Origin of the sequence: Nonomuraea sp. NPDC049480, assembly GCF_044465905.1 — a bacterium.
In the GTDB taxonomy this organism is placed as follows: Bacteria; Actinomycetota; Actinomycetes; order Streptosporangiales; family Streptosporangiaceae; genus Nonomuraea.
Window position 1 is genome coordinate 236,555 of the sequence record NZ_JBITMD010000006.1, and the last position, 21,516, is coordinate 258,070.

At 70.4% G+C, this 21,516-nt stretch carries 23 protein-coding genes and 1 tRNA gene; 10 read left to right on the plus strand and 14 right to left on the minus strand.

All coding sequences use genetic code 11. The features are described from left to right. The first annotated feature begins 4 nt into the window (after positions 1–4). Positions 5–2,470 carry an ATP-dependent Clp protease ATP-binding subunit gene (locus ACIBX3_RS19650; RefSeq protein WP_397118827.1) on the plus strand — a complete coding sequence of 822 codons (2,466 nt, stop codon included), beginning with the start codon at positions 5–7 and terminating at the stop codon, positions 2,468–2,470. On the opposite strand, the gene ptsP is transcribed toward ACIBX3_RS19650, so the two are convergent. Genes ptsP through ACIBX3_RS19690 form a run of 8 tightly spaced genes read right to left on the minus strand, consistent with a single transcriptional unit; the run spans position 2,467 to position 9,093 of the window. Continuing rightward, entirely contained in the window at positions 2,467–4,167 is a 1,701-nt protein-coding gene (ptsP, locus tag ACIBX3_RS19655) for a phosphoenolpyruvate--protein phosphotransferase (RefSeq protein ID WP_397118829.1), read from the minus strand. The two genes, ACIBX3_RS19650 and ptsP, sit on opposite strands and share 4 nt — an antisense overlap. Next, entirely contained in the window at positions 4,160–4,441 is a 282-nt protein-coding gene (locus ACIBX3_RS19660) for an HPr family phosphocarrier protein (RefSeq protein ID WP_397118831.1), read from the minus strand. The genes ptsP and ACIBX3_RS19660 overlap by 8 nt, the downstream gene beginning before the upstream one ends. 12 nt (positions 4,442–4,453) lie before the next feature. Continuing rightward, positions 4,454–5,458, minus strand: a complete 1,005-nt coding sequence (locus ACIBX3_RS19665) for a zinc-dependent dehydrogenase (protein WP_397118833.1) — start codon at positions 5,456–5,458, stop codon at positions 4,454–4,456. Then, a complete protein-coding gene (locus ACIBX3_RS19670) occupies positions 5,455–5,883 on the minus strand; it encodes a PTS sugar transporter subunit IIA (protein ID WP_397118835.1) in 429 nt (142 codons plus the stop codon). The genes ACIBX3_RS19665 and ACIBX3_RS19670 overlap by 4 nt, the downstream gene beginning before the upstream one ends. Then, positions 5,876–6,184: a PTS lactose transporter subunit IIB gene (locus tag ACIBX3_RS19675; protein WP_397118837.1), complete on the minus strand. Its 309-nt coding sequence runs from the start codon at positions 6,182–6,184 to the stop codon at positions 5,876–5,878. Before ACIBX3_RS19675 ends, ACIBX3_RS19670 begins: the two co-directional genes overlap by 8 nt. A gap of 3 nt (positions 6,185–6,187) precedes the next feature. Beyond that, positions 6,188–7,297 (minus strand): mannitol-specific PTS transporter subunit IIC, encoded by a 1,110-nt coding sequence (mtlA, locus tag ACIBX3_RS19680; protein WP_397118839.1) that lies wholly within the window; start codon positions 7,295–7,297, stop codon positions 6,188–6,190. A gap of 51 nt (positions 7,298–7,348) precedes the next feature. Beyond that, on the minus strand, positions 7,349–8,335 hold the full coding sequence (pfkB, locus tag ACIBX3_RS19685) for a 1-phosphofructokinase (RefSeq protein WP_397118841.1): 987 nt from the start codon (positions 8,333–8,335) through the stop codon (positions 7,349–7,351). Further along, entirely contained in the window at positions 8,332–9,093 is a 762-nt protein-coding gene (locus ACIBX3_RS19690; RefSeq protein WP_397118843.1) for a DeoR/GlpR family DNA-binding transcription regulator, read from the minus strand. Before ACIBX3_RS19690 ends, pfkB begins: the two co-directional genes overlap by 4 nt. 101 nt (positions 9,094–9,194) lie before the next feature. Here ACIBX3_RS19690 and ACIBX3_RS19695 point away from each other — a divergent pair, with 101 nt between their 5' ends. Next, complete coding sequence (locus tag ACIBX3_RS19695) at positions 9,195–10,052, plus strand: hypothetical protein (protein WP_397118845.1); 858 nt, start codon at positions 9,195–9,197, stop codon at positions 10,050–10,052. A gap of 16 nt (positions 10,053–10,068) precedes the next feature. Here the strand turns inward: ACIBX3_RS19695 and ACIBX3_RS19700 are convergent, their stop codons facing one another. From ACIBX3_RS19700 to def, 3 genes are all read right to left on the minus strand, one after another. Further along, positions 10,069–10,428, minus strand: coding sequence for an MmcQ/YjbR family DNA-binding protein (locus ACIBX3_RS19700; protein ID WP_397118846.1), 360 nt, complete (start codon positions 10,426–10,428; stop codon positions 10,069–10,071). A gap of 9 nt (positions 10,429–10,437) precedes the next feature. Continuing rightward, complete coding sequence (locus ACIBX3_RS19705) at positions 10,438–10,854, minus strand: CBS domain-containing protein (protein ID WP_397118848.1); 417 nt, start codon at positions 10,852–10,854, stop codon at positions 10,438–10,440. Positions 10,855–10,922: 68 nt separating this feature from the next. Next, a complete protein-coding gene (def, locus tag ACIBX3_RS19710; RefSeq protein ID WP_397118850.1) occupies positions 10,923–11,465 on the minus strand; it encodes a peptide deformylase in 543 nt (180 codons plus the stop codon). Positions 11,466–11,611: 146 nt separating this feature from the next. On the opposite strand from def, the gene ACIBX3_RS19715 reads away from it, so the two are divergent. Further along, on the plus strand, positions 11,612–12,406 hold the full coding sequence (locus tag ACIBX3_RS19715; RefSeq protein ID WP_397118852.1) for a class I SAM-dependent methyltransferase: 795 nt from the start codon (positions 11,612–11,614) through the stop codon (positions 12,404–12,406). Positions 12,407–12,457: 51 nt separating this feature from the next. Here the strand turns inward: ACIBX3_RS19715 and ACIBX3_RS19720 are convergent, their stop codons facing one another. Both ACIBX3_RS19720 and ACIBX3_RS19725 read right to left on the minus strand, forming a co-directional pair. Beyond that, a complete protein-coding gene (locus tag ACIBX3_RS19720) occupies positions 12,458–12,973 on the minus strand; it encodes a hypothetical protein (RefSeq protein ID WP_397118854.1) in 516 nt (171 codons plus the stop codon). A 29-nt stretch (positions 12,974–13,002) separates the two neighbouring features. Beyond that, positions 13,003–13,932, minus strand: a complete 930-nt coding sequence (locus tag ACIBX3_RS19725; protein ID WP_397118857.1) for a hypothetical protein — start codon at positions 13,930–13,932, stop codon at positions 13,003–13,005. Positions 13,933–14,061: 129 nt separating this feature from the next. On the opposite strand from ACIBX3_RS19725, the gene ACIBX3_RS19730 reads away from it, so the two are divergent. Together ACIBX3_RS19730 and ACIBX3_RS19735 are read left to right on the plus strand one after the other, a co-directional pair. Next, positions 14,062–15,012, plus strand: a complete 951-nt coding sequence (locus ACIBX3_RS19730; RefSeq protein ID WP_397118859.1) for a GNAT family N-acetyltransferase — start codon at positions 14,062–14,064, stop codon at positions 15,010–15,012. 36 nt (positions 15,013–15,048) lie between these two features. Beyond that, positions 15,049–15,327 carry an arylamine N-acetyltransferase gene (locus ACIBX3_RS19735; RefSeq protein WP_397118861.1) on the plus strand — a complete coding sequence of 93 codons (279 nt, stop codon included), beginning with the start codon at positions 15,049–15,051 and terminating at the stop codon, positions 15,325–15,327. A gap of 50 nt (positions 15,328–15,377) precedes the next feature. Here the strand turns inward: ACIBX3_RS19735 and tnpA are convergent, their stop codons facing one another. After that, positions 15,378–15,794 (minus strand): IS200/IS605 family transposase, encoded by a 417-nt coding sequence (tnpA, locus tag ACIBX3_RS19740; RefSeq protein WP_397118863.1) that lies wholly within the window; start codon positions 15,792–15,794, stop codon positions 15,378–15,380. Positions 15,795–15,816: 22 nt separating this feature from the next. Here tnpA and ACIBX3_RS19745 point away from each other — a divergent pair, with 22 nt between their 5' ends. From ACIBX3_RS19745 to ACIBX3_RS19765, 5 genes are all read left to right on the plus strand, one after another. Continuing rightward, positions 15,817–17,010 (plus strand): RNA-guided endonuclease InsQ/TnpB family protein, encoded by a 1,194-nt coding sequence (locus tag ACIBX3_RS19745; protein ID WP_397118865.1) that lies wholly within the window; start codon positions 15,817–15,819, stop codon positions 17,008–17,010. A gap of 31 nt (positions 17,011–17,041) precedes the next feature. Further along, positions 17,042–17,617, plus strand: coding sequence for an arylamine N-acetyltransferase (locus ACIBX3_RS19750; RefSeq protein WP_397118867.1), 576 nt, complete (start codon positions 17,042–17,044; stop codon positions 17,615–17,617). An 8-nt stretch (positions 17,618–17,625) separates the two neighbouring features. After that, positions 17,626–17,702, plus strand: a tRNA-Ser gene (locus tag ACIBX3_RS19755). 651 nt (positions 17,703–18,353) lie between these two features. Beyond that, entirely contained in the window at positions 18,354–21,251 is a 2,898-nt protein-coding gene (locus ACIBX3_RS19760; protein ID WP_397118869.1) for a hypothetical protein, read from the plus strand. A 39-nt stretch (positions 21,252–21,290) separates the two neighbouring features. Then, on the plus strand, positions 21,291–21,491 hold the full coding sequence (locus ACIBX3_RS19765) for a hypothetical protein (RefSeq protein ID WP_397118871.1): 201 nt from the start codon (positions 21,291–21,293) through the stop codon (positions 21,489–21,491). Positions 21,492–21,516: the final 25 nt, after the last annotated feature.

Below are 21,516 nucleotides of genomic sequence, written 5' to 3' on the forward strand. Positions count from 1 at the left end.
TGCGATGTCGTTCTTCGGCGGTGACCCGTTCAGGGGGTTCGAGGAGCTTACGGGCCGGGTGTTCGGCGGGCTGGAGAGCTGGCCGCCGGCCCGGCCCGGCGTGCAGCGGGTGGATGTGGGGCGGCTGCTGAGCGCCTCGGCCAGAGAGGTGCTGCGGCGCGCGCTCGAGGCGGCCGGGCAGCGAGGCGCGCCGGACCTCGACGTGCTCGACCTGCTCGACGCACTGATCGACAACGACGCCAAGGACATCCTGCGCACGGCGGGGGTGGACCTGGGCCGCCTGCGTGACCGCATCGACGAGATGGGCGGCCCCGGCCTGCCCGCCGAGCCGCCCACCACTCTCACGCCCGCCGCCAAGCGCGCCATCCTCGACGCCCAGCGCGTCTCCCGCGCCCTGCAGTCGTCCTACATCGGCCCCGAGCACCTGCTGCTCGCCCTCGCCGCCAACCCCGACTCCAGCGCCGCCCGCCTCCTGCAGGAGCAGGGCGTCTCGGCGAACGAACTGCAGCAGGCCGTCATGTACGGCGGCGCCCGCCGGGGCGAGGCCCGTCGCGCGACGAACACGCCGTCGCTGGACGAGTACGGCCGGGACCTCACGGAGGAGGCCAGGCAGGGCCGGATCGACCCGGTCGTCGGCCGCGAGGACGAGATCGAGCAGGCCATCGAGGTGCTGTCGCGCCGCACGAAGAACAACCCGTGCCTCATCGGCGAGCCCGGCGTCGGCAAGACCGCCATCGTCGAGGGCATAGCCCAGCGCATCGTGAACGGCAGCGTCCCCGGCCCGCTGAAGGACCGCCGCGTGGTCGCCCTCGACCTGACGGGGATGGTGGCGGGAACGAAATACCGCGGCGAGTTCGAAGAGCGCGTCAAGAAGGTCGTCGACGAGGTCCGCGCGCACTCGGACGAGATCATCGTCTTCATCGACGAGGTGCACACCCTGGTCGGCGCCGGCTCCGCCGAGGGCGGCATGGACGCCGCCAACATCCTCAAGCCCGCCCTGGCCCGCGGCGATCTGCACGTCGTCGCCGCCACCACGATCGACGAATACCGCAAGAACATCGAGAAGGACGCCGCGCTCGAACGCCGCTTCCAGCCGATCCTCGTCGCCGAGCCGACCGTGGAGCAGACGGTCGAGATCCTGGCCGGGCTGCGGGACACGTACGAGGCCCACCACCAGGTCCGCATCACCGACGAGGCGCTCGACGCGGCCGCCGCCCTGTCGGCCCGCTACATCGCCGACCGCTTCCTGCCCGACAAGGCCATCGACCTGATGGACCAGGCCGCGGCCCGGGTGCGGCTGCGCTCGCGCACCCCCGGCGGCGACGTGCGCGAGCTGGAGGAGCGCCTCGAGGCGCTGCGCCGCGACAAGGACCAGGCCGTCTCCTCCGACGACTTCGACCGGGCCAAGGAGCTGACCGCCCAGATCGGCAAGCTCCGGCCCGAGCTGGAGCGCGCCAGGCACGGCACGGACACGGTGCCGCAGGTCATGGTGGAGGACATCGCCGAGGTCGTCTCCCGCCGCACCGGCATCCCCGTCACCCAGCTCACCGAGCAGGAGCGTGACCGCCTGATGCGGCTGGAGGAGCACCTGCACGAGCGCGTGGTCGGCCAGGACCGGGCCGTGACCGCCATCGCCGAGGCCGTACGCAGGGCGCGGGCCGGCCTGTCCGACCCCAACCGGCCGATCGGCAGCTTCCTGTTCCTCGGCCCGACCGGCGTCGGCAAGACGGAGCTGGCCAGAGCCCTCGCCGCGGCGCTGTTCGGGGACGAGTACCACATGGTGCGCATCGACATGAGCGAGTTCCAGGAGCCGCACACGATCTCGCGCCTCATCGGCGCCCCGCCCGGATACGTCGGGTACGAGGAGGCGGGCCGGCTCACCGAGGCCGTACGCCGCCGCCCGCACGGCGTGATCCTGCTGGACGAGATCGAGAAGGCCCACCCGGACGTCATGAACCTCCTGCTCCAAATGCTCGACGACGGCCGCCTCACCGACGGGCACGGCCGCACGGTGGACTTCACCAACACCATCGTCATCATGACCAGCAACATCGGCGCCCAGCTCATCCTGGAGTCCACCGGCGACGTCGAGCGGCGCCTGATGGAGCTGCTGCGCCGCTCCCTGCGCCCCGAGCTGCTCAACCGCATCGACGAGACGATCATCTTCGAGCGGCTGGGACGCGACCAGCTCCGCCAGATCGTGGACCTGCTGCTGGAGCGTACCCGGCAGCGGCTGCGCGGCCAGGACGTCACGCTGGAGGTCACGGACGCGGCCAAGGACTGGCTGGCGCAGCGCGGCCACCAGCCGGAGTTCGGTGCCCGGCCGCTGCGCCGCACGGTGCAGCGGGAGCTGGACAACCGGCTGTCGACGATGCTGCTGACGGGCGAGGTCACCGAGGGTGGAACGGTCACGGTGGACGTCGAGGACGACCGGCTGCGACTGCGCGCCCGCGTCCCCGGACCGGCCTAGCCGAGGGCGGCGCGGGCGCGTTCCCGGCACTCCTCCAGGGTGAGTCCGGCCAGCGCCTCCCGTACGGCGGGAACGCACGCCGGGGCCATGGACAGGCTCGTCACCCCCAGCCCCACCAGCAGCGGCGCGAGCAGCGGGTCGCCGGCCGCCTCCCCGCACACGCCCACAGGCTTGCCCGCCTCCAGCCCGGCCTCGGCGCAGATCGCGATCAGCTCCAGCAGGGCGGGCTGGCGCGGGTCGAGCAGATCGGCCAGGGCGGAGTGCTGGCGGTCGGCGGCGAAGGTGTACTGGGCCAGGTCGTTGGTGCCGATGCTGAGGAAGTCCACCTCCCGCAGCAGCCGCCGCGCCCGCAGCGCCGCCGCCGGCACCTCCACCATCACGCCGACCTTGGCGATGCCCTTGGCACGGGCGCGGAGGGCGAAGTCGGACGCCTCGGCCAAGGTGGTGACCATGGGCGCCATCACCCAAGCCTGCGCGCCGGCGGCCCGGGCCGCCTCGGCGATCGCGTCGAGCTGGGTGTCCAGCACGCCGGGCAGCAGGCGATCGACCCGCAGCCCGCGTACGCCCAGCGCCGGGTTGGTCTCCTCCGGCAGCCCGAGGAACGGCAGCGGCTTGTCGGTGCCGGCGTCCAGGGTGCGGACGACGACCGTCTCCGCCTGCCGGAACACCTCGGCGTAGGCCGAGACCTGCTCGTCGAACGCGGGCGGCTGCTTGCGGTCCAGGAACAGGAACTCCGTGCGGAACAGGCCCACGCCCTCCGCTCCCGGCCGCAGGTCCGCCGCCGAGCCGACGTTGAGCAGCAGCTTGACGGGATGGCCGTCGGCGGTCCTGCCGGGGCCGCTGCCGGCCGCCAGCCGGGCCTTCTCGGCGCGGTCCCGCTCCCTGACCTCGGACACCTCCGCCTCGGTGAGGCCGACGGCGACCTCGCCGGTGGCGCCGTCCACGCCGACGACCGTGCCGTCGGGGACGTCCGCGATCCCCTGGCAGGCCACCACGGCGGGCAGCCCCTTGCCGCGGGCGAGGATCGCGGTGTGGCTCGTGGGGCCGCCCCGCTCCGTGACCAGCGCCAGCACGTCAGGGCCGAGGCCCGCGGTGTCGGCGGGGGAGAGGTCCGCGGCCGCCAGCACGTACGGGTGGCCGGGGGCGGGCAGGCCGGGCATGGGCAGGTCCAGCGCGAACGCCACCGCCCGGTGCTTGAGGTCGTCCAGGTCGGCGGCCCGCTCGGCCAGGTAGCCGCCGAGCGCGGCGAGGGCCTCCCGGTGGCCGGTGAAGGCCGCGTCCAGGGCGTGCGCCGCGTCGAGGCCGCCCCGGGCCCGCTCCTCGGCCTCCTCCCGCAGCATCGGGTCGTCGGCGATCATGGCGAGCGCCTCCAGGATGTCGGCCGCCTCGCCCTCCGCCGCGGCGGCACGCCGGCCGAGATCGGCGGCCACCGCCTCCAGGGCCTTGACGACCGTGGCGGCCTCGGCGCCGGGGTCGGTCACCGGCCGGGCCGCGGGCAGCCGCGGCGGCCCGGCCATCCGGATCAGCGGACCCGCCGTACGCCCCTGACTGACGCCGAGCCCCGTGAGCCGCCCGGCGGCACCCGCCCAAGGGCCGCTGTCAGGACGGGTGCCGCCGCCGGTGGGCGCGGATCCGGAGCCGCCGGAGCCGCCGGAGCCGCCGCCAGTCGATGGCGGTGGCGATGTCGTGTCAGGCATCGAGGGCCTCTTCCGCGTCCAGGTCACGCGAGAGCAGCGACACCAGCGCGTCCAGCGCCTCATCGGCCTCCGGCCCGTCCGCTTCCAGCGTCACCTCCGTGCCCTGGACGGCCCCCAGCGACAACACCCCCAGCATGCTCTTGGCCGGCACGGCCTTCTCGCCGACCCGCACCGTCACCGGCACCCCCAGCCGCACCGCCGCCTGCACGAACAACTTGGCGGGACGGGCGTGCAGGCCGCTGGCGGAGGCCACGGCGACCGTTCGCTGTGCCATGACAGCCCTCCTTCAGGGTTCGATCGTGACTTTGATGGCCGCGCCCCGGCTGACGAGGTCGATCCCGTCGAGCGCGCGGGGCAGCGGCAGCCGGTGGGTGATCAGGTCGGACACCGTCACGGCGCCCTCGGCCACCAGCCGCAGCGCCTCGGCGTTGTGGGCGGGGCTGGAACCGTTGGCGCCGACGATCGTCAGCTCGCGGTAGTGCACCAGGTTGGAGTCGAGCGAGATGATCGGCGCGTCCTTGGGCAGGCCGCCGAAGAAGCTGATCCGGCCCTGCCGGGCGGCCATCCGCACCGCCTGCTCCTGCGCCGCGCCCGACGCCGCCGCCGTGATCACCACGTCCGCTCCCCGGCCGCCGGTCAGCTTGAGCACCTGCTCGACGGGGTCGGCGTCGATGGCCGCGTCCGGGCGTACCAGCTCGGCGGCCATCGACAGGCGCTGCGCGTTGACGTCCACGAGGAACACCCGGGCGGCGCCGCGTGCCCGCGCCAGCCGTACGTGCAGGCAGCCGATCGGGCCGGCGCCCATGACGACCACGTCGTCGCCCGCGCCGACGCCCGCCAGCTCCTGCCCGTTCAGCACGCAGGCCAGCGGCTCGGCGACCGAGGCCTCCGCGTACCCGACGCCGTCGGGGATGGCGTTGACGCCGTTCACGGCCAGGACCTTCGCCGGGATGATCATGTACTCGGCGAAGCCGCCGTCGTAGTGGTAGCCCATCGACTCCTGGTTCGGGCAGACCGTCTGGCGGCCGCGCAGGCACTCGGCGCACGACCCGCACGGGATCGCGGCGATCACCTGCACCCGCGCGCCCGTGTCCACGACCTCGCCGGCGATCTCGTGGCCCATCACCCGCGGCGGCCTGATGTGGTGGTGACCGAACTTGTAGATCTTGGCGTCCGTGCCGCACGTCGAGCAGTTGCGTACCCGGATCTTCAGCTCGCCGGGCCCGGCGACGGGCTCGGGCGCGTCCTCGATCCTGATGTCGCCCGGGGCGTGGAATCTGGCGACCTTCATGAGGTGAGCTCCTTCATGACCTGCGAGACGTCGGTGGCCTCGCGAAGCGTCCTGGCGCGGTCGGGATCCATCAGGATCTCGGCCAGCGCGGCCAGCAGCGGCACGTGGCCGCCCTCCCGGGCGGCGATGCCGACGCACAGGGTGACCTGCTCGCCGTCCCAGTCCACGCCGCCGGGGAAGCGCACCACGCAGATCGCGTCGCGTTCGATGGCGTCCTTGGAGGCGTTCGTCCCGTGCGGGATGGCCACGCCCTCGCCGACGTACGTGGAGATCGACCGCTCGCGTTCGAGCATCGCCTCGATGTACGGCTCCGCGACCGCCCCCACCTCGACCAGTGCCCGGCCGCAGCGGCGGATGGCCGCCTCGCGGTCGGGGGCGTTCTCGTGCAGCAGCACCGCCCGCGGGTCGAGCAGATCGTCACGCATCGACGGTGCCGCCGTTCTTGATGGTGTTCACCAGCCTGGTCACGGCCGGGTCCCCGAGGAAGATCTGGAACGACACCAGCACCTTGCCCGGGGCGGCCGCCCTGGCGCGGGCGGCCAGCCCGGCGTGGCACACCACCACGTCGGCGTCGTCCGGGATGGAGTTGACCGGGGTGTGCTCCACGCTGACGCCGCTGTCCTTGAGCTGCTTGCGCAGCTGGGAGGCGAGCATCACGCTGCTGCCCATCCCGGCGTCGCAGGCGACGATGATCTTGTGGATGTCCTTGCTGTCGATGCCGGCCATGGCTCACGCCTCCTTGGTGACGGGTTCGGTGACGGTTTCGTCCGAGCCGGCGGGCTCCTCGGCCTTCTCGCCCCGGCCGAAGCCGAGCAGGACGGCGGCGACGGCGAACGACACGGCCGTGGCCACGAGGATGCCCAGGCTCGAGCCCAGCCAGCCGCCCCTCGGCGTGACCGCGAGGTAGGCGAAGATGCTGCCGGGCGACGGGGTGGCGACCAGGCCGGCCCCGGTGATCATGAAGGCGAAGACCCCGGCCGCGCCGCCCGCGATGACGGCCAGGATGAGGCGCGGCTTCATGAGCACGTACGGGAAGTAGATCTCGTGGATGCCGCCGAAGAAGTGGATGATCATCGCGGCGGGCGCGCTCGGGCGCAGCTGGCGCGGCCCGAACAGCAGGTACGCCAGCAGCAGGCCCAGCCCCGGGCCCGGGTTCGACTCGAGCATGAACAGGATCGACTTGCCCGTCTCCGCCGCCTGCGCGACGCCGAGCGGGCTGAGCACGCCGTGGTTGATGGCGTTGTTCAGGAACAGCACCTTGGCCGGCTCGATGAGCACGGACGCCACGGGCAGCAGGTTGTTGGTGATCAGCCATTCCACGGCGTTCCCGGCGGCCGTGGTGACCGCCTGCACGATGGGACCGATGCCCAGGAAACCGACCACCGCCATCGCGCCGCCCACGATCCCGGCGGAGAAGTTGTCCACCAGCATCTCGAACCCGGCCTTGGTCCGCGCCTCGGTGAACTTGTCCACATATTTCAGGATCAAGGCGGTGAGCGGGCCGATGATCATGGCGCCGAGGAACATCGGGCTCTCGGTGCCCACCACGACGCCCATCACCGCCACCGCGCCGACGACGGCCCCGCGCTGCCCGTGCACCATCCGGCCGCCCGTATAGGCGATGAGGACCGGCAGCAGGGTCGAGATGATCGGGCCGACCATCTTCGCGAGCGTCTCGTTCGGCAGCCAGCCGGTCGGGATGAACAGCGCCGTGATCAGGCCCCAGGCGATGAACGCGCCGATGTTCGGCATGATCATGCCGGCCAGATGGCCGCCGATGCGCTGGATGGTGGCCTTGACGCCGGTGCCGGTGACCCGGGGTGTGTAAGTGTCGGCCATGGACTTGCTCCTTCAGGGGGGATGAGCAGTGAAACAGCCGCTTTCGCCTGGCTAGGGGAGAGGAGCGGGGTCGGGAGGGGTGGGCAGGAGGGGGAAGGTGAGCAGCCGGTCCGGGTCGGGCGGGCCGACGGCGACGGCTGAGGGCTCGATGTCGGCGGGTCCGGGCATCCGGCTGCCGGGCAGGCGTACGGCGGCCGCGCCCCACGCCAGGGCCTGCGCCAAGGCGTGGTGGCCGTGCCCGCCGCCGGCGAGGAAGCCGGCCAGCATGGCGTCGCCCGCGCCGACGGAGCTGCGCGGCTCGGTCACGGGCGCCCGGCCGTACCAGACGCCGCCGTCCTCGACGAGCACGGCGCCGTCGGCGCCCAGGCTGGCCAGCACCGTGCGCGCGCCCGCGGCCCGAAGCTTACCCGCGGCCTCGACCACGTCGCCAAGGGTGCGGAGGGGGACTCCGGTGGCGGCGGCGAGCTCCTCCAGGTTGGGCTTGACCAGGGCGGGCGCCGCCCCGAGCGCGCATGAGAGCGCCGGGCCGCTGGTGTCGACCGCGACGTGGATGCCCGCTCCGGCGAACCTCCGGCACAGCCGGGCGTAGACGTCGGCGGGCACCTCGGGCGGCAGGCTGCCGGAGGCGACCACCCAGTCCGCCCCCTGATCGCCGGAGTGCGCGGCGGCCAGGACGGCGTCGGCGATCGTGTCCAGCTCCGCGGCCGACAGGGCTCCGCCGGGTTCGTTGATCTTGGTGGTGGTGCCGTCGGGCTCGGCCAGCGTGACGTTCGACCGGGTCGTGCCCGCCACCGGGACGGTGACCATGTCGAGCCCCTCGGCGGCGAGCAGGCGGACGAGCTGCCTGCCCTCGTCCCCGCCGTACGGCACCACCGCCCGGCTCGCGACGGCGTTGGCCAGCAGGGCGCGCGAGACGTTCACGCCCTTGCCTCCCGGGTCCAGGTGCGCCGCGGCGGCGCGGATGACCGCGCCCCTGTCCAGGGCGCCGATCTCGATGGTGCGGTCGAGACTCGGGTTGAGCGTCAGGGTGAGGATCACGCCCGGATCACCTCCGGGCCGGCCGCTGCCAGGTCGGAGGCCAGGCCGGCGTCCAGCCCCGTGTCGCTGATCACCACATCGATCTCGCTCAGCTCGGCGAACGTGGCCAGATACGTGTTGGAGAACTTCGTGTGGTCGGCCAGCAGCACGCTGCGCTGCGCGGCCTTGACCATCGCCCGCTTGATGGCCGCCTCCGCCGGGTCGGGCGTGGTCAGGCCCCGGATGAGCGAGCACCCGTTGGTGCCCATGAAGGCCACGTCCACGTTGAGGTGGGCCAGCGGGCGCATCGCCCAGTCGTCGACCGTCGCGAGGGTGTTGCCGCGCAGCCGGCCGCCCAGCACGATCACGTGCAGGTTGGCGCGGGCGGCCAGGACGGTGGCCAGCGGCGGCGAGTTCACCACCACGGTGAGCTCCCGGTCGGCGGGCAGCACCTGGACCAGGCGGCCGGTCGTGGTGCCCGCGTCGATGATCACCGATCCGTCCTCGGGCAGCTCGGCCAGCGCCGCCTTGGCGATGCGCTCCTTCTCGCCCGTCATCACCTCGTCGCGGGCGGCCAGCGCGGGCTCGAACCCGAGCCGCTCCACGGGGATCGCGCCCCCGTGCACCCGGCGCAGCACGCCCGCCCGCTCCAGCGACGTCAGATCGCGGCGGATCGTCTCGGTGGTCACGTCGAGCTCGGCGGCCAGCGTCACCACGTCGACGCGGCCCGCGGCGCGCGCCCTGCGCAGGATCTCCTGCTGCCGCTCCTCCGCGTACATGATGTTGGTTCACCGCCGTTTCGTTTTGGTTTCATCTGTGTTTATACCCGTTTTGTTTGGACGGTCAAGAGCTGGATGGCGAAATCTGGTAGTTATGGCGGATGCGAATCAAGCCCCTCGCCGCCGCGGTGGCCGTGCCTCTCATCGTCGGACTCGCCACGCCCGCCCGGGCGGAGGCCGCCCCGCCGCGCGTGCCGGCGGGCACGACGGCGGCGTGGGTGGTCTTCGACCGGCAGGCGGGCAGGTTCGTGGCCGTCCGGAACGCGCACCGGAAATACCGCTCGGCGTCCGTCGTCAAGATCCTCATCGCGATCGACTACCTGGAGCGCAGGAAGACCGTGCCCGCTGCGGACGCGAAGCTGCTGAAGGTCATGCTGCGCGCCAGCGACGACGACGCGGCCACGGCCTTCTGGAACCGGCAGGGCAAGGGGCAGATCGTCGTGCGGATGGCCCGCAAGCTGAGCCTGCGTGACACCTCGCCGCCGCCCGCGTCCAAGCCGGGCTTCTGGGGCTACACCTCGCTGAGCGCGTACGACATCGTCCGCACCTACCGCTACCTGCTGGACACCGCCGACGCGCGGGTCAGGGACACGATCCTGGGCCATCTGCGGCGGGCCGCGCCGTGCGGCAGCGACGGCTTCGACCAGACCTTCGGCATCCCGGACGCGGTGCCGCGGCCGTGGGCGGTCAAGCAGGGCTGGTCGGGGTTCGGCACGACGCCGCCGATCCGGTGCGACGGCAGGTCCGCGAGCATGCCCATCTCGTGGACCTCCCAGCGGGCCGCCGGCTCGGGCGTGCCCGACTACGGCCGGCCCGTGCTGTACACGACGGGCCTGGCGGGCAAGGGGGAGCGGTACGTCATGGCGGTGCTGACCGCCCACCCGGCGGGCAGCACGTGGAGCGCCTCGGTCAAGCGCATCACCACGCTCACCCGGGGCCTTTACCGCAGCGTCTCGTAGGCGGGGAGGGCCGGCCTCAGGGCAATGCGCGCTCGGCGGCCAGCCGCTGCTCTTCGCGCACCTTCTTCGGCACGCACATCCGCCACGCCTCCAGCACCAGCTCGCGCGTCTCCGCCACGTCGAGGGCGGCCATGCGCGCCACCACCCAGTTGAAGCGCAGGTCGGACTCCCTCGGCATGAGGAACTTCTCCGGCTCGGCCGCCACCAGCGCCTCGCGCTCCTCCTTGGGGAACCCGAAACCCATGAGCGTCTCGTCCCGCGAGAACGCCACATAGACGATCTTTCCTACGCGGAACTTGACACGGTCCCTGATCAGGTGTTCCGACGAGCGCGGGAGCGTGCGCGCGAACTGGCGTACATCGTCGACTGTGACCACACAGCCACGTTACTGGTTGCCTTCGGCGGCCGAAATGTCGGCGAGCGCCGAGTTCGGGTCGCGCTCGACCGCGAGGTCGCCGAGGCTGACGATGCCGACCGCGCGGCCGTCCTCGACCACCGGAAGGCGGCGCACGGCGTGCGAGCGCATGAGCTGGACCGCCTGGTCGATGCTGGTGTCGGGGCCGACGGCCTCGACGGACGGGCTGCACGCCTCGCGGACCGGCGTCTGCGGGCCCTTCTCGTCGGCCACCACGCGCACCGCGATGTCGCGGTCGGTGATGATGCCCTGCATGCGCCCGTTGTCGTTGACGATCACGGCGCCGGCGTCGTTGTCGCGCATGAGCGCGGCGGCGACGGCCACCGGCTGGTCGCCCTCGACCGTCGCCGGGCGGGAAGTCATGACATCAGCCACGGTCTTCGCCATGGGAAGGCCTCCTGTCGTTCGTCCGGGCCGACCCCCTACCCGGGCGAATGAGCGATTCACGTGGCGGACTAGAGCGGTGACGTGTCCCCCACCGGGGAGGGGTGCGCCTCCCGGTACGCCGCCAGCACCTGCTTGCGCCGCTTGGCGGGCAGGCGGTCGATGTAGAGGTGGCCGTCCAGGTGGTCGGTCTCGTGCTGCAGGCAGCGCGCCAGCAGCCCCGTGCCCTCGACCGTGACCGGCCGGCCGGAAGCGTCGAACCCGTGCACGGTGGCGTGGTCTGGGCGGGGGAGCGGCGCGTACTGGCCGGGGACCGACAGGCAGCCCTCGTCGTCGTCGTCGAGGTGGCGCTCGCCGACTCCCGGCAGCTCGAGTGCGGGATTGACGACGACGCCCTTGTGGTGCTCGCCGTCCGCGTCCGGGCAGTCGTAGACGAACACGCGCAGCGGCACGCCGATCTGGTTGGCGGCCAGGCCGACGCCCTCCGCCGCGTACATGCTGGCGAACATGTCCGCCACCAGCGCCGCCAGCTCGTCGTCGAACCGGGTGACCGGCTCGCACGGGTGATGCAGCACCGGGTCGCCCACATGCACGATCGGCCGGACCTCTCCCACGACCAACGCCTTCCTCCGAAGTTCGCGAACGTTTCGCGGCAAAGTCTATGAGACCGAAGGCGTCTCATATAACAAGACATTCTCTCTTGAATAATGAGATTGACGCTAGAGTGATCGTCGTCGGAGCAATCGAAGGAGTTTCGGTGATGGACGCCGTCTACACCCATGGCCACCACGAGTCCGTGCTGCGCTCGCACCGCTGGCGCACCGCGGAGAACTCGGCCGCGTACCTGCTGCCCCACCTGAAGCCCCACATGAAGCTCCTCGACGTGGGCAGCGGCCCCGGCACGATCACCGCCGACCTGGCGGGCCTGGTCGGGCACGTGACGGCGTCCGAGGTCACCGCCGAGGCGCTCGACCTGGCCAAGGCCGAGGTGGCCGCCCGCGGGCTGGGCAACGTGGACTTCGCCGTCGCGGACGCGCACGCGCTGCCGTACGACGACGACACCTTCTGCGTGGTGCACGCCCACCAGGTGCTCCAGCACGTCGGCGATCCGGTGCTCGCGCTGCGCGAGATGCGGCGGGTGACCAAGCCCACCGGGTACGTCGCCGCGCGCGACGGCGACTACGCCGCCTTCGCCTGGTACCCGCGGATCCCGGAGCTGGACGAGTGGCTGGCGCTGTACCAGAAGGTCGCGCGGGGGAACGGGGGCGAGCCGGACGCCGGCCGGCGGCTGCTGTCGTGGGCCCGGGCGGCGGGCTTCGAGGACGTCACCGCCACCTCCGCGACCTGGTGCTTCGCCACCCCGGACGACCGCGCCTGGTGGGGAGGCATGTGGGCCGAGCGCGTCCTGCGCTCCGCCATGGCCGAGCAGGCCCTGGCCACCGGCGCCGCCACGGAGGCCGGCCTGCGGCGGATCTCGGACGGCTGGCGGGAGTGGGCGGCGGCCGGGGACGGCTGGCTGGCCGTCCTGCACGGCGAGATCCTCTGCCGCGCCTGACCTGGCTGAACGACGCCCAGAAGGGTCAGACGCAGGTCAGCCGCGGAAGGGTCAGATGCCCAGGGTGCGGGCCCGCTGCCACTGCGGATCGCGGTAGAGGACCGTGTCGGAGCCGAGCATCTCGTCAGGGGCCGACAGCATGGTGATCTCGCCCGCGGCCTGCAGTTGCAGCAGCAGGTCACGCACCCGCGGCCCGACGGGCAGGCGTCCCGTGGGCAGCCCGAGACCCGTCCGGATCGTGTCGGCGATCTCCGACAGGTGGAACGGCCCGTCGAAGCGGGCCACGATCCCGCGGACCACGCTCATCGTGATCAGGTGCTCGGCCTCGGCGTACGCCAGCTGCCAGGTGATCTGCTCCTGGCGCCGCCCGGTGCCCGCGCACGCCGTGCAGCCGCGCACCAGGTCCGGCGCCACCTCCTCCGTCGTGGAGCCGAGGCAGGCCGAGCACAGGTCGTTCTCGGCGGCGTGCAGCTCCGCCACCATGCGGCCGCCCAGCACGACGCCGCAGTCGCAGGCGAACGCCTCACCCAGAATGCCGGTCTGTGGAGAGATCGTATGCTTCGTCACCGAGCCGACTCTACCGGGACGAGCGACCCTCACAGGCGCACGTCGCCCAGGCCGCGCAGCCGCCGCAGCGCCTTGCGGGCCGCGGCGGCGATCCGCTCGTCCGGATGGTGGTCGATGAACACCTGCAGCACCCGGCCCGTCCACGGATGGTCGCCGAACGCCAGGATCGCGATCGTGCCGGCCTGCTCCTCGGAGTTCATCCCCATGGCGATCGACTTGATCACCTCGCCCGCCGCGTCCCCGAACTCCAGCAGCGCCGCCGCCATGTCCACCAGCACCCAGGCGATCTCCTCGGGCACCGGCTGCCGGTCCGCGTTCCCGGTCCTGGCCGCGATCACCGCGCCCAGCTTGGGCTCCTCCAGCAGCCGGGACAGCGCCAGCCGGCCCCCGTCGCCGAAGTCCGACCACAGCAGCTCCACGCCGACCGCCCGGCTGAGCGGGCTCACCGTGCCCAGCACCGAGGCGATCTCGGCCGCCGCCGTGTCCGGGTCCCTGCCCTTCAGCCAGCCCACCACCTCCTCGTCGCGCTCGGCCTCCGGATAGGACCGCAGCCCGTGCAGGAGCGTGGCCGCGTCGCTGTCCGCGAGCGACCCCATGACCGGGATGTCCTGCCCCGTGGTGTCCGCGATGATCAGCCGCGCCGCCCACAGACCCAGCCAGCTCAGCGTGTACGGCTCCGCCTGCCGCACCAGCCCGAGCCCGGCCAGCGTCTCGGGCGCGTCGCCCTTGACCGGCTCGCGCGACAGGAACAGCCGGATGAACTCCAGCAGCAGCCCCTCGTCGGCGGCCAGCCGCTCCCGGCAGTGATCCGCCCACGCGGCCAGCGTCTCCGCGTCGTCGCCCTCCGGTTTCAGCTCCTCGGCCAGCGGCGCGGCGCGTACGGCCGCGGCCAGCGTGGCCTCGTCGGGCAGCCGGATCGGGGGCTGCAGGGGCAGTGTGTCGTCGTCGTAGGACCTCACGAGCCCATCCTGTCGCGATATTTCGGCTAGAGTGCCCGCTGACGCCGAAAAGTCGGAAGAAAGGAGGCGCTTTGATGTCGGTATTGCTTGGGGCGTTCAGAGCGCCCGCTTCTACTTCTCGGAGGAATCATGCATTTCCGTCACGCGGTCGAGGCTGACCTAGACCGCCTGCTCGGCTGCGTCGTCGACGAGTCCATCAGCTGGTCCCATCCCGAACGCCTGCTGTCGTACCTGGAGAGCGGCAACTACCGCCACGACCGCATCTGGCTGGCTCTGGACGAGGACAGCGGCGACATCCTGGCCCGCGCCGTCTGGTGGGGCTTCCCCGGCGGCAAGCCCATGGCCCTGGACTGCCTGTACGTGCATCCGTCCGTGGGTGACCGCGTGGGCCTGGCCGCCGAGCTGCTGCGCCACGCCCACGCCGCGTTCGGGGAGCGGCCCGCGTACCACGTGTTCGTCTCCAACGGCTGGCGCGGCGACCCGAAGGCCGCCGCGGCGATCGCCTGGCGGTGGGAGGCCGCCGGCCGCGCAGGGCTCACCGAGGAACTGGAGCGCCTGCGGTACGAGTGGACGGCGGACGAGCCCGTGCCCGAGCCGTCGGACCGGCTCGAGTTCCGCGGGGATGACGACGACGAGGTCTTCGTGGCCGCCTTCCGGCGGGTCGCCGAGGCCACGCTCGACCACTACACGCGGCAGGCCCTGGTCACGATGGACCCGGAGGCGCAGGCGCGCGAGGACGTGAACGACTACAAGCAGATGCCGGGAGACCGGTCGTGGTGGCGCCTGGCGTACGCCAAGGACGGGTCGCTGGTGGGGGTCGCGCTGCCGTCGGCCAACGCGGGCGGGCCCGTGGTCGGCTACCTCGGCGTGGTGCCCGAGCACCGCGGCCACGGGTACGTCGACGATCTGCTCGCCGAGATCACCCGCTTCCACGCCGAGCGGGGCGTGCAACGGATCGTGGCCGACACGGACACGGGGAACGTGCCGATGGCCAGGGCGTTCGAGCGCGCCGGGTACCGCAACTTCGCCGTCAGGCTCGTCCTGTCCGCCAAGCCCGGGGCCGAGTCCCTGAACGGGTGACACGCGCGGGTCGTCGTATCCGTCATTGTTGATCACATGACATGGGACATTGAGAAGCTGGACCTGGGCGCGTACCTGACCCGGCTTGGCTACGACGGCCCGCTCACCCCCACGGCCGGGACGCTGCGCGCCGTGCACCTGGCGCACGTGCAGGCCATCCCGTTCGAGAATCTGGACGTGCTCCTCGACCGCGGCGTCCGCCTCGACCTCGGCAGCCTGCAGGACAAGCTGGTGACGGGCGGGCGCGGCGGCTACCAGATTCGTCGGCAGTGCTCCGGCGTTCACGCCGGGGGTCAAGCCGACCAGCCCGCGTAGCGGGGCAGGAATAGCCGATTCGCCGCCAGGCGAATCGGCGTCCACCGAGTTCAGATGGGCCGGTTCTGCTGTTCGATGTACTGGCGTAGGACACTGATCGGAGCGCCGCCCACCGACCCGGCGAAGTAGGAACCCGACCACAGCTTGTTCGCCCGATAGTAGTGGCGGGCGAGTTCGGGGAACTCCTGACGCATCCGCCGTGATGACACTCCTTTGAGGCTGTTGACCAGCTTGGAGAGGGCGATCTTGGGTGGGAAGCCGACCAGCAGGCGGACGTGGTTGTTCTCGCCGTTGAACTCGGTCAGCTGGGTTTCGAAGCCGGCGCACACGGATCTCATGATCTCTTCCATGCGGGTCAGGTGGGTGCCGGTGAAGACGCGGTGCCGGAACTTTGTCACGAAAACCAAATGGGCGTGGAGGAGGAAAACGCAGTGTCTGCCGGTCCTGATTCCGCTGTATTCGTCCATAAGCCAACTGTAGGATGCGGTCGTGCAGCTTCGTTACTCCTTCCGGCTGGACCCGACCCCGATGCAGCGGATCGCGCTGGCGCGGGCGTTCGGGTGCGCGCGGGTGGTGTTCAACGACGCGCTCGCGGCACGTCGTCAAGCGCACGCGGACGGCCTGCCGTTCATCAGTGACGGGGACCTGTCCAAGCACGTCATCACCGAGGCCAAGCAGCGACCGGATCGGGTGTGGCTTTGCGAGGTGTCGGCGGTCGTGCTCCAGCAGGCCCTGGCTGACGCCTGCATGGCCTACCGCAACTTCTTCGCCAGTCTCAGTGGGAAGAGGAAGGGGCCGAAGATCGCCGCGCCTCGGTTCCGGTCCCGCCGGGACCAGCGGCAGGCGATCCGGTTCACCAGGAACGCCCGGTTCAAGGTGGGGGAGAAACTGACCTTGCCGAAGATCGGCGATATCGCGGTGCGCTGGTCGCGCCGCCTGCCGTCGGTCCCGTCCAGCGTGACGGTGATCAAGGACGCGGCGGGCCGGTACTTCGCCTCGTTCGTCGTCGAGGTCGCCCAGCACCCCCTGCCTCAAAGGCAGAGCGAGACCGGCATTGACCTTGGGCTTGAGCACTTCGCGGTGCTGGCGGACGGCCGGAAGATCGACTCCCCGCGGTTCCTGCGCCGGGCCGAGAAGAAACTGCGCAAGCTGCAGAAGGCGTTGAGCCGTAAGCAGAAGGGATCATCCAACCGGGCCAAGGCCCGGATCAAGGTCGCCCGCCAGCACGTGAAGGTCGCCGACGCACGGCGCGAGTTCCACCACCAGGAATCCACCCGGATAGTTCGCGAGAACCAAGCGATCTTCGTGGAAGACCTGGCGGTCAACGGACTGGCCCGCACCCGGCTGGCCAAGAGCGTCCACGACGCGGGCTGGTCGGCGTTCACCGCCATGCTGGAGTACAAAGCGAAACTGTACGGGCGGACGTTCGCCAGGATCGACCGGTTCTTCCCCTCCTCCAAGCTCTGCTCAGGCTGCGGGACACTCGCCGGGCAGATGCCGCTGGCGGTTCGGAAGTGGGACTGCTCGTGCGGGGCACACCACGACCGGGACGTCAACGCCGCGATCAACATCCTCGCCGCTGGACGGGCGGAGAGACGAAACGCCTGTGGAGGCCAGGTAAGACCATCGCTCGCGGTGGCACAGGCCGATGAAGCAGGAAGCCGTGGAAGTGCCGCCGCATGAACGGCGCGGCACAGGCCAGAATCCTCGGCGTTTGCGCCGGGGAGCGCGTCAATGCCACGAGCACAACCTGCTGTTCGCCGCCGCGCTCGAACGCCTCGGCTTCACCCTGGAACGTCACCTGGCCCGGATCCGGTTCGGCCGTTACCACCTGCCGCGCTCGCACGCCACGCTCACCGTGGCGGCCGACGGCCGTACGTGGCTGGCCGATGTCGGGTTCGGGGGCGATGGGCTGGTGGAGCCGATGCCGTTCGAGGACGGCGCCACGCTGGAGTCGGGGCCTTGGCGGTGGCGGCTGCGGCACGACGGCGACTTCTGGGTGCTGCATTCGGGGCCTGCTTCGGGGGAGACGGAGCTGTACGCCTTCCGCCCCGACGAGCCGCACTATCCGAGCGACTTCGAGGTGGCCAACTTCTACGTCTCGGAGTACCCGCAGTCGCCGTTCCGGCACCACATACTCGTCCAGCGGACCAGGGCGGACACGCGGATCCGGCTGGAGAATCTTCCGGTGGCGACGGCGGCGGAGCTGGCGACGACCCTGAGCGACCGCTTCGGCACCGAAATCGCGGAGCCGGACGCCCAGGCTGTCCTCCCCAAGCTTGTCACCTGACCGTCCACGCCACTGGGCACGGGGACCACGCCTTCGCAACCGGCCTCCGGAGCCGGGTGCGTAGGTTCGAATCCTACAGGGGGCACACGATCTTGACCGGCGATTTTGGCCGCTGACCAGGGCGAACATCGCAAGAATGGGCGAGCCTCCAGTCTCACGGAGTCCCGCCCGTTCTCGTTGTAGCTCACCGGTTGTGGACCAGTTGTGGACCGCTGTGGACCGTCTCCACGGTCCACCACACGAGGCGGATCTATGCCCCTCATGGATTCCAGGAGGGGCTGTCAATGCCCAGACGGCCTACCCCTCAGGTCTGAGACGCGTTGCGGTCGGTCGGACGGCGGCGTAGCAACAGGGCAAGGGTGGCGTGGGCATCGCGACGGCGGGCAGGGCTGCGAGCGAAGACGGAGGCGGCGGCCAGGACGGTGATGGTGGTCCCATACAACAGTGCGCCGGCTCCCGCCGCCATTGCCGCGGACTGCAGATCAGTAAGGATGCCCATGTGTGGTACTCCCATGGATTGGAGCCCCTGCCCGGTTGGCCAGGGCACATGGGAGTTAACACATCTGTCCGGCCGATTTCCGGCGACCGGTGTCGCTCCGGGCGGCGAGATTCTAGGCTGGTCGATGCATGAGAACGTAGATTCCGGAAGCGTTCCGGTCCGAACTGCCGCCGGAAACCCTTCTACTGATCACACGTTTTCTGGAGCCGCTGTTGCCACAGCTACCCCCCCACCCCCATGCCGAATGACGGTGGCCAGGAACTGGTGTTCTCTCAAGCGTTGGCCGATCTATATGAACATGCTGGCCGTCCCACCTACGCCGAGCTGATCCGCCAGGCTACCGCGCAGCGACCGCCGCTCAAGCTCACCGATTCTTCGCTCAGTGACTGGCTAACAGGGGTGAGCGTGCCCTCCTCGGCCTCGATCGTGATGTTCCTAGTGTCGTACCTACAGAACAAGGCCGCGCGGAACGGATACCAGTCACAGCCGATGCCCCAATGGCTGGCCCAGCGCGAGCAGGCGCAGCGCGCGCGGCGCGCAGGCCGTAGCGGCCGCCCTCGCACGCGCGTCGCCAGAGACAGTGACAGCTCGCTCGACCACGTGCCGGATGTGCTGGAGCGACTGGGGTGGCCACTGACCCAGGTTGACCCCATAGCGTTAGAGGTTCATCCAGCGATTGACGCTGGCGCTGCCGCAGCCGTGCTCGGCAGCCTGCCCGCCTATCTCCCCCGCGCTCACGATCAAGTATTGGCCGACCTAGTGGCCGAGGCCGAGGGCGGAGCAAGCCGGATCGTAGTGCTGGTAGGGGGGTCATCCACGGGCAAGACCCGCGCCCTATGGGAAGCGGTCCGCAGTCTGAGGGAGCCGTGGCGGCTGTGGCACCCTATCGATCCCAGTCATCCCCAAGCCGCCCTCGCCGGTCTCCGGCACGTTCGCCCACATACGGTGGTCTGGCTCAATGAGAGCCAGCATTACCTTCTAACTGCTGATGAGACCGGCGAGCAAGTTGCAGCCGCGCTGCGTGAGCTGCTCCGCACCAACGAACGGGGCCCAGTACTGGTGATGGCCACTCTGTGGCCTGAATACGCCACCATGCTGTCCACCGTTCCGAAGCCGGGGGAGCCCGATCGGCATCCTCAGGCCCGTAATCTACTCAAAGGGGCAGAGCTCCTGGTTCCGGACACGTTCACAGGCCCAGAACTGGATGCGGCGGCCAAGGCAGGGAATGATGATCCCCGGCTTGCGGAAGCAGTGCAACGGGCCCGCTTCGGCGCGCTAACTCAGTACCTGGCCGGGGGCCCAGCGTTGATCGAGCGCTACCAGACCGCCACCGTAGAGGCCCGTGCCGTACTGCATGCGGCGATGGACGCCCGCCGGTTGGGCCATGGAGCAGCCCTTCCACGGCTATTGCTGGAGCAGGCTGCCGTCGGCTATATGAGTCAGGATCAATGGGACCTGCTAAGCGAGGATTGGTTGGAGCAGACTTTTGCCTATCTCACCGATCCGCGGCCTTGCCGAGGCGCCCTGCCCCCAATAGCCCGTATCCGCTCCCGCCCAGGCAGTGGCAACCCCCAAACGGCGATGGCCGAGCCTTATTACCGACTGGCTGACTACCTGGAACAACATGGCACCCGCAGTCGTCGTCTGATCTGCCCGCCCACCGAATTCTGGGACGCGGCCACCCAGCATGCCGCGACCCCGGCAGATCACGCCGCCCTAGCAATATCCGCCTACGACCGCGGCCGCTACCGCTACTCCTACAACCTCTGGGGACGACTTGCCGCCGCTGGCAGCGCCTACGCGCTGCAGCGACTGGCCGGAATGCGGGAACGAGCCGGAGACGAGGAAGAAGCAGAACAGCTATACCGAGCGGCCGCCGCCGATGGCGACACCAATGCACTGTGGTGTCTCGCCCGGATGCGCCAACGAGCCGGAGACCAGGAAGAAGCAGAACAGCTATACCGAGCGGCCGCCGTCGGCACCGCCCACTGGGATTTGATCCGGATGCGTGAGCAAGCCGGAGACCAAGAAGGAGCCGAACAACTCGCACGCACCGCCACCGACACCAGATTGCTGATAGCCCTAGCACTGAAACGAGAGCAAGCCGGAGACCAAGAAGGAGCCGAACGACTCGCACGCACCGTTGCGGACACGAACGCGCTTATGGTCCTAGCTCTGACACGAGAGGAGTCCGGAGACCAGAAGGGAGCCGAACGACTCGCCCAGGTCGCCGCCGACGCTGGCAACACGAAAGCCCTGTTTGCATGGGTCCTATTGCGTGGGCAAGCCGGAGACCAAGAGGGAGCCGAACGACTCGCACGCACCGCCGCCGACGTTAACGCCGACGCAGTCTTGGCCCTGGCTCTGATGCGTGAGCAAGCCGGAGACCAGGAAGGAGCCAAACGACTCGCCCAAGTCGCCGCCGACGCTGGCAGCTCCACAGCGCTGTCTCTCCTAACCCTGATGCGTAAGCTCGAAGACCGGAAGGAAGCCGAACGACTCGCACGCGCCGCCACCGACACCAGCAGCGTTGAAGCGCCCTTGTTCCATGCCCTAATACGTGAGCGAGCCGGAGACAAGGAGGGAGCCGAACAACTCGCACGCACCGCCGCCGACACCGACGGCGACACTGACGCGGTATGGATCCTGGCCCGCATGCGTGAGCAAGCCGGAGACAAGGAGGGAGCCGAACAACTCGCACGCACCGCCGCCGACACCGGCAGCACTGAAGTGCTCTTGTCCCTAGCCCTAATGCGTGAGCAAGCCGGAGACCAGGAAGGAGCCCAACGACTCGCACAGGTCGCCGCCGACACCGATGGCCAAACTGACGCGGTATGGATCCTGGCCCGCATGCGTGAGCGAGCTGGAGATAAGGAGGGAGCCGAACAACTCGCACGCACCGCCGCCGACGCTTACGGTGATACCGCCGCACTACGAAATCTGGCCTGGACGCGTGAGCGGGCCGGAGATCATGAAGAAGCAGAACGACTGGCATTTGTCGCCGCTGACGCCGGCGACACCCTCGCGCTGCAAGGCTTGGCCCAGAAGCGAGAACAAGCGGGGACGACTGGCCAATGGTCAGACCTCCTCAGGTTCGGGTTGGAAGCGGACGGCCAGTTGGCCAACCCCTGGTGAGATCGAGAAGGTTTCCACTCTTGAGATCTCTGCCGAAAGATGTCATCGGAGATCCAACGCAATCTCGATCCGACGGTTGCTCTGGTCATGTCGGCCATCCAGACACTTGGCGTAGCGTTTGAGAAGCACTTCCACGCTGTTGCCAGCACGGTCAGCCACCTCGGTGGCGTCTACTCCGGCATTGAGCCACGTGGACAGGGCGGCGTGGCGCAGGTCGTAAGGCTTTCCGGCAAGGGGTGAGGCGACCTGTTACGGGGTCAAGGCG

What these genes read in the sequence shown, in the direction of transcription:
- ptsP (WP_397118829.1), bottom strand. Translation starts at nt 4,167, where the DNA reads ATGCCTGACACGACATCGCCACCGCCATCGACTGGCGGCGGCTCCGGC.
- ACIBX3_RS19765 (WP_397118871.1), top strand. Translation starts at nt 21,291, where the DNA reads ATGTCATCGGAGATCCAACGCAATCTCGATCCGACGGTTGCTCTGGTC.
- ACIBX3_RS19690 (WP_397118843.1), bottom strand. Translation starts at nt 9,093, where the DNA reads ATGTACGCGGAGGAGCGGCAGCAGGAGATCCTGCGCAGGGCGCGCGCC.
- mtlA (WP_397118839.1), bottom strand. Translation starts at nt 7,297, where the DNA reads ATGGCCGACACTTACACACCCCGGGTCACCGGCACCGGCGTCAAGGCC.
- ACIBX3_RS19660 (WP_397118831.1), bottom strand. Translation starts at nt 4,441, where the DNA reads ATGGCACAGCGAACGGTCGCCGTGGCCTCCGCCAGCGGCCTGCACGCC.
- ACIBX3_RS19735 (WP_397118861.1), top strand. Translation starts at nt 15,049, where the DNA reads ATGACATGGGACATTGAGAAGCTGGACCTGGGCGCGTACCTGACCCGG.
- ACIBX3_RS19695 (WP_397118845.1), top strand. Translation starts at nt 9,195, where the DNA reads ATGCGAATCAAGCCCCTCGCCGCCGCGGTGGCCGTGCCTCTCATCGTC.
- ACIBX3_RS19675 (WP_397118837.1), bottom strand. Translation starts at nt 6,184, where the DNA reads ATGGCCGGCATCGACAGCAAGGACATCCACAAGATCATCGTCGCCTGC.
- ACIBX3_RS19730 (WP_397118859.1), top strand. Translation starts at nt 14,062, where the DNA reads ATGCATTTCCGTCACGCGGTCGAGGCTGACCTAGACCGCCTGCTCGGC.
- ACIBX3_RS19650 (WP_397118827.1), top strand. Translation starts at nt 5, where the DNA reads ATGTCGTTCTTCGGCGGTGACCCGTTCAGGGGGTTCGAGGAGCTTACG.
- tnpA (WP_397118863.1), bottom strand. Translation starts at nt 15,794, where the DNA reads ATGGACGAATACAGCGGAATCAGGACCGGCAGACACTGCGTTTTCCTC.
- ACIBX3_RS19760 (WP_397118869.1), top strand. Translation starts at nt 18,354, where the DNA reads ATGCCGAATGACGGTGGCCAGGAACTGGTGTTCTCTCAAGCGTTGGCC.
- ACIBX3_RS19705 (WP_397118848.1), bottom strand. Translation starts at nt 10,854, where the DNA reads ATGGCGAAGACCGTGGCTGATGTCATGACTTCCCGCCCGGCGACGGTC.
- ACIBX3_RS19715 (WP_397118852.1), top strand. Translation starts at nt 11,612, where the DNA reads ATGGACGCCGTCTACACCCATGGCCACCACGAGTCCGTGCTGCGCTCG.
- ACIBX3_RS19665 (WP_397118833.1), bottom strand. Translation starts at nt 5,458, where the DNA reads ATGAAGGTCGCCAGATTCCACGCCCCGGGCGACATCAGGATCGAGGAC.
- ACIBX3_RS19670 (WP_397118835.1), bottom strand. Translation starts at nt 5,883, where the DNA reads ATGCGTGACGATCTGCTCGACCCGCGGGCGGTGCTGCTGCACGAGAAC.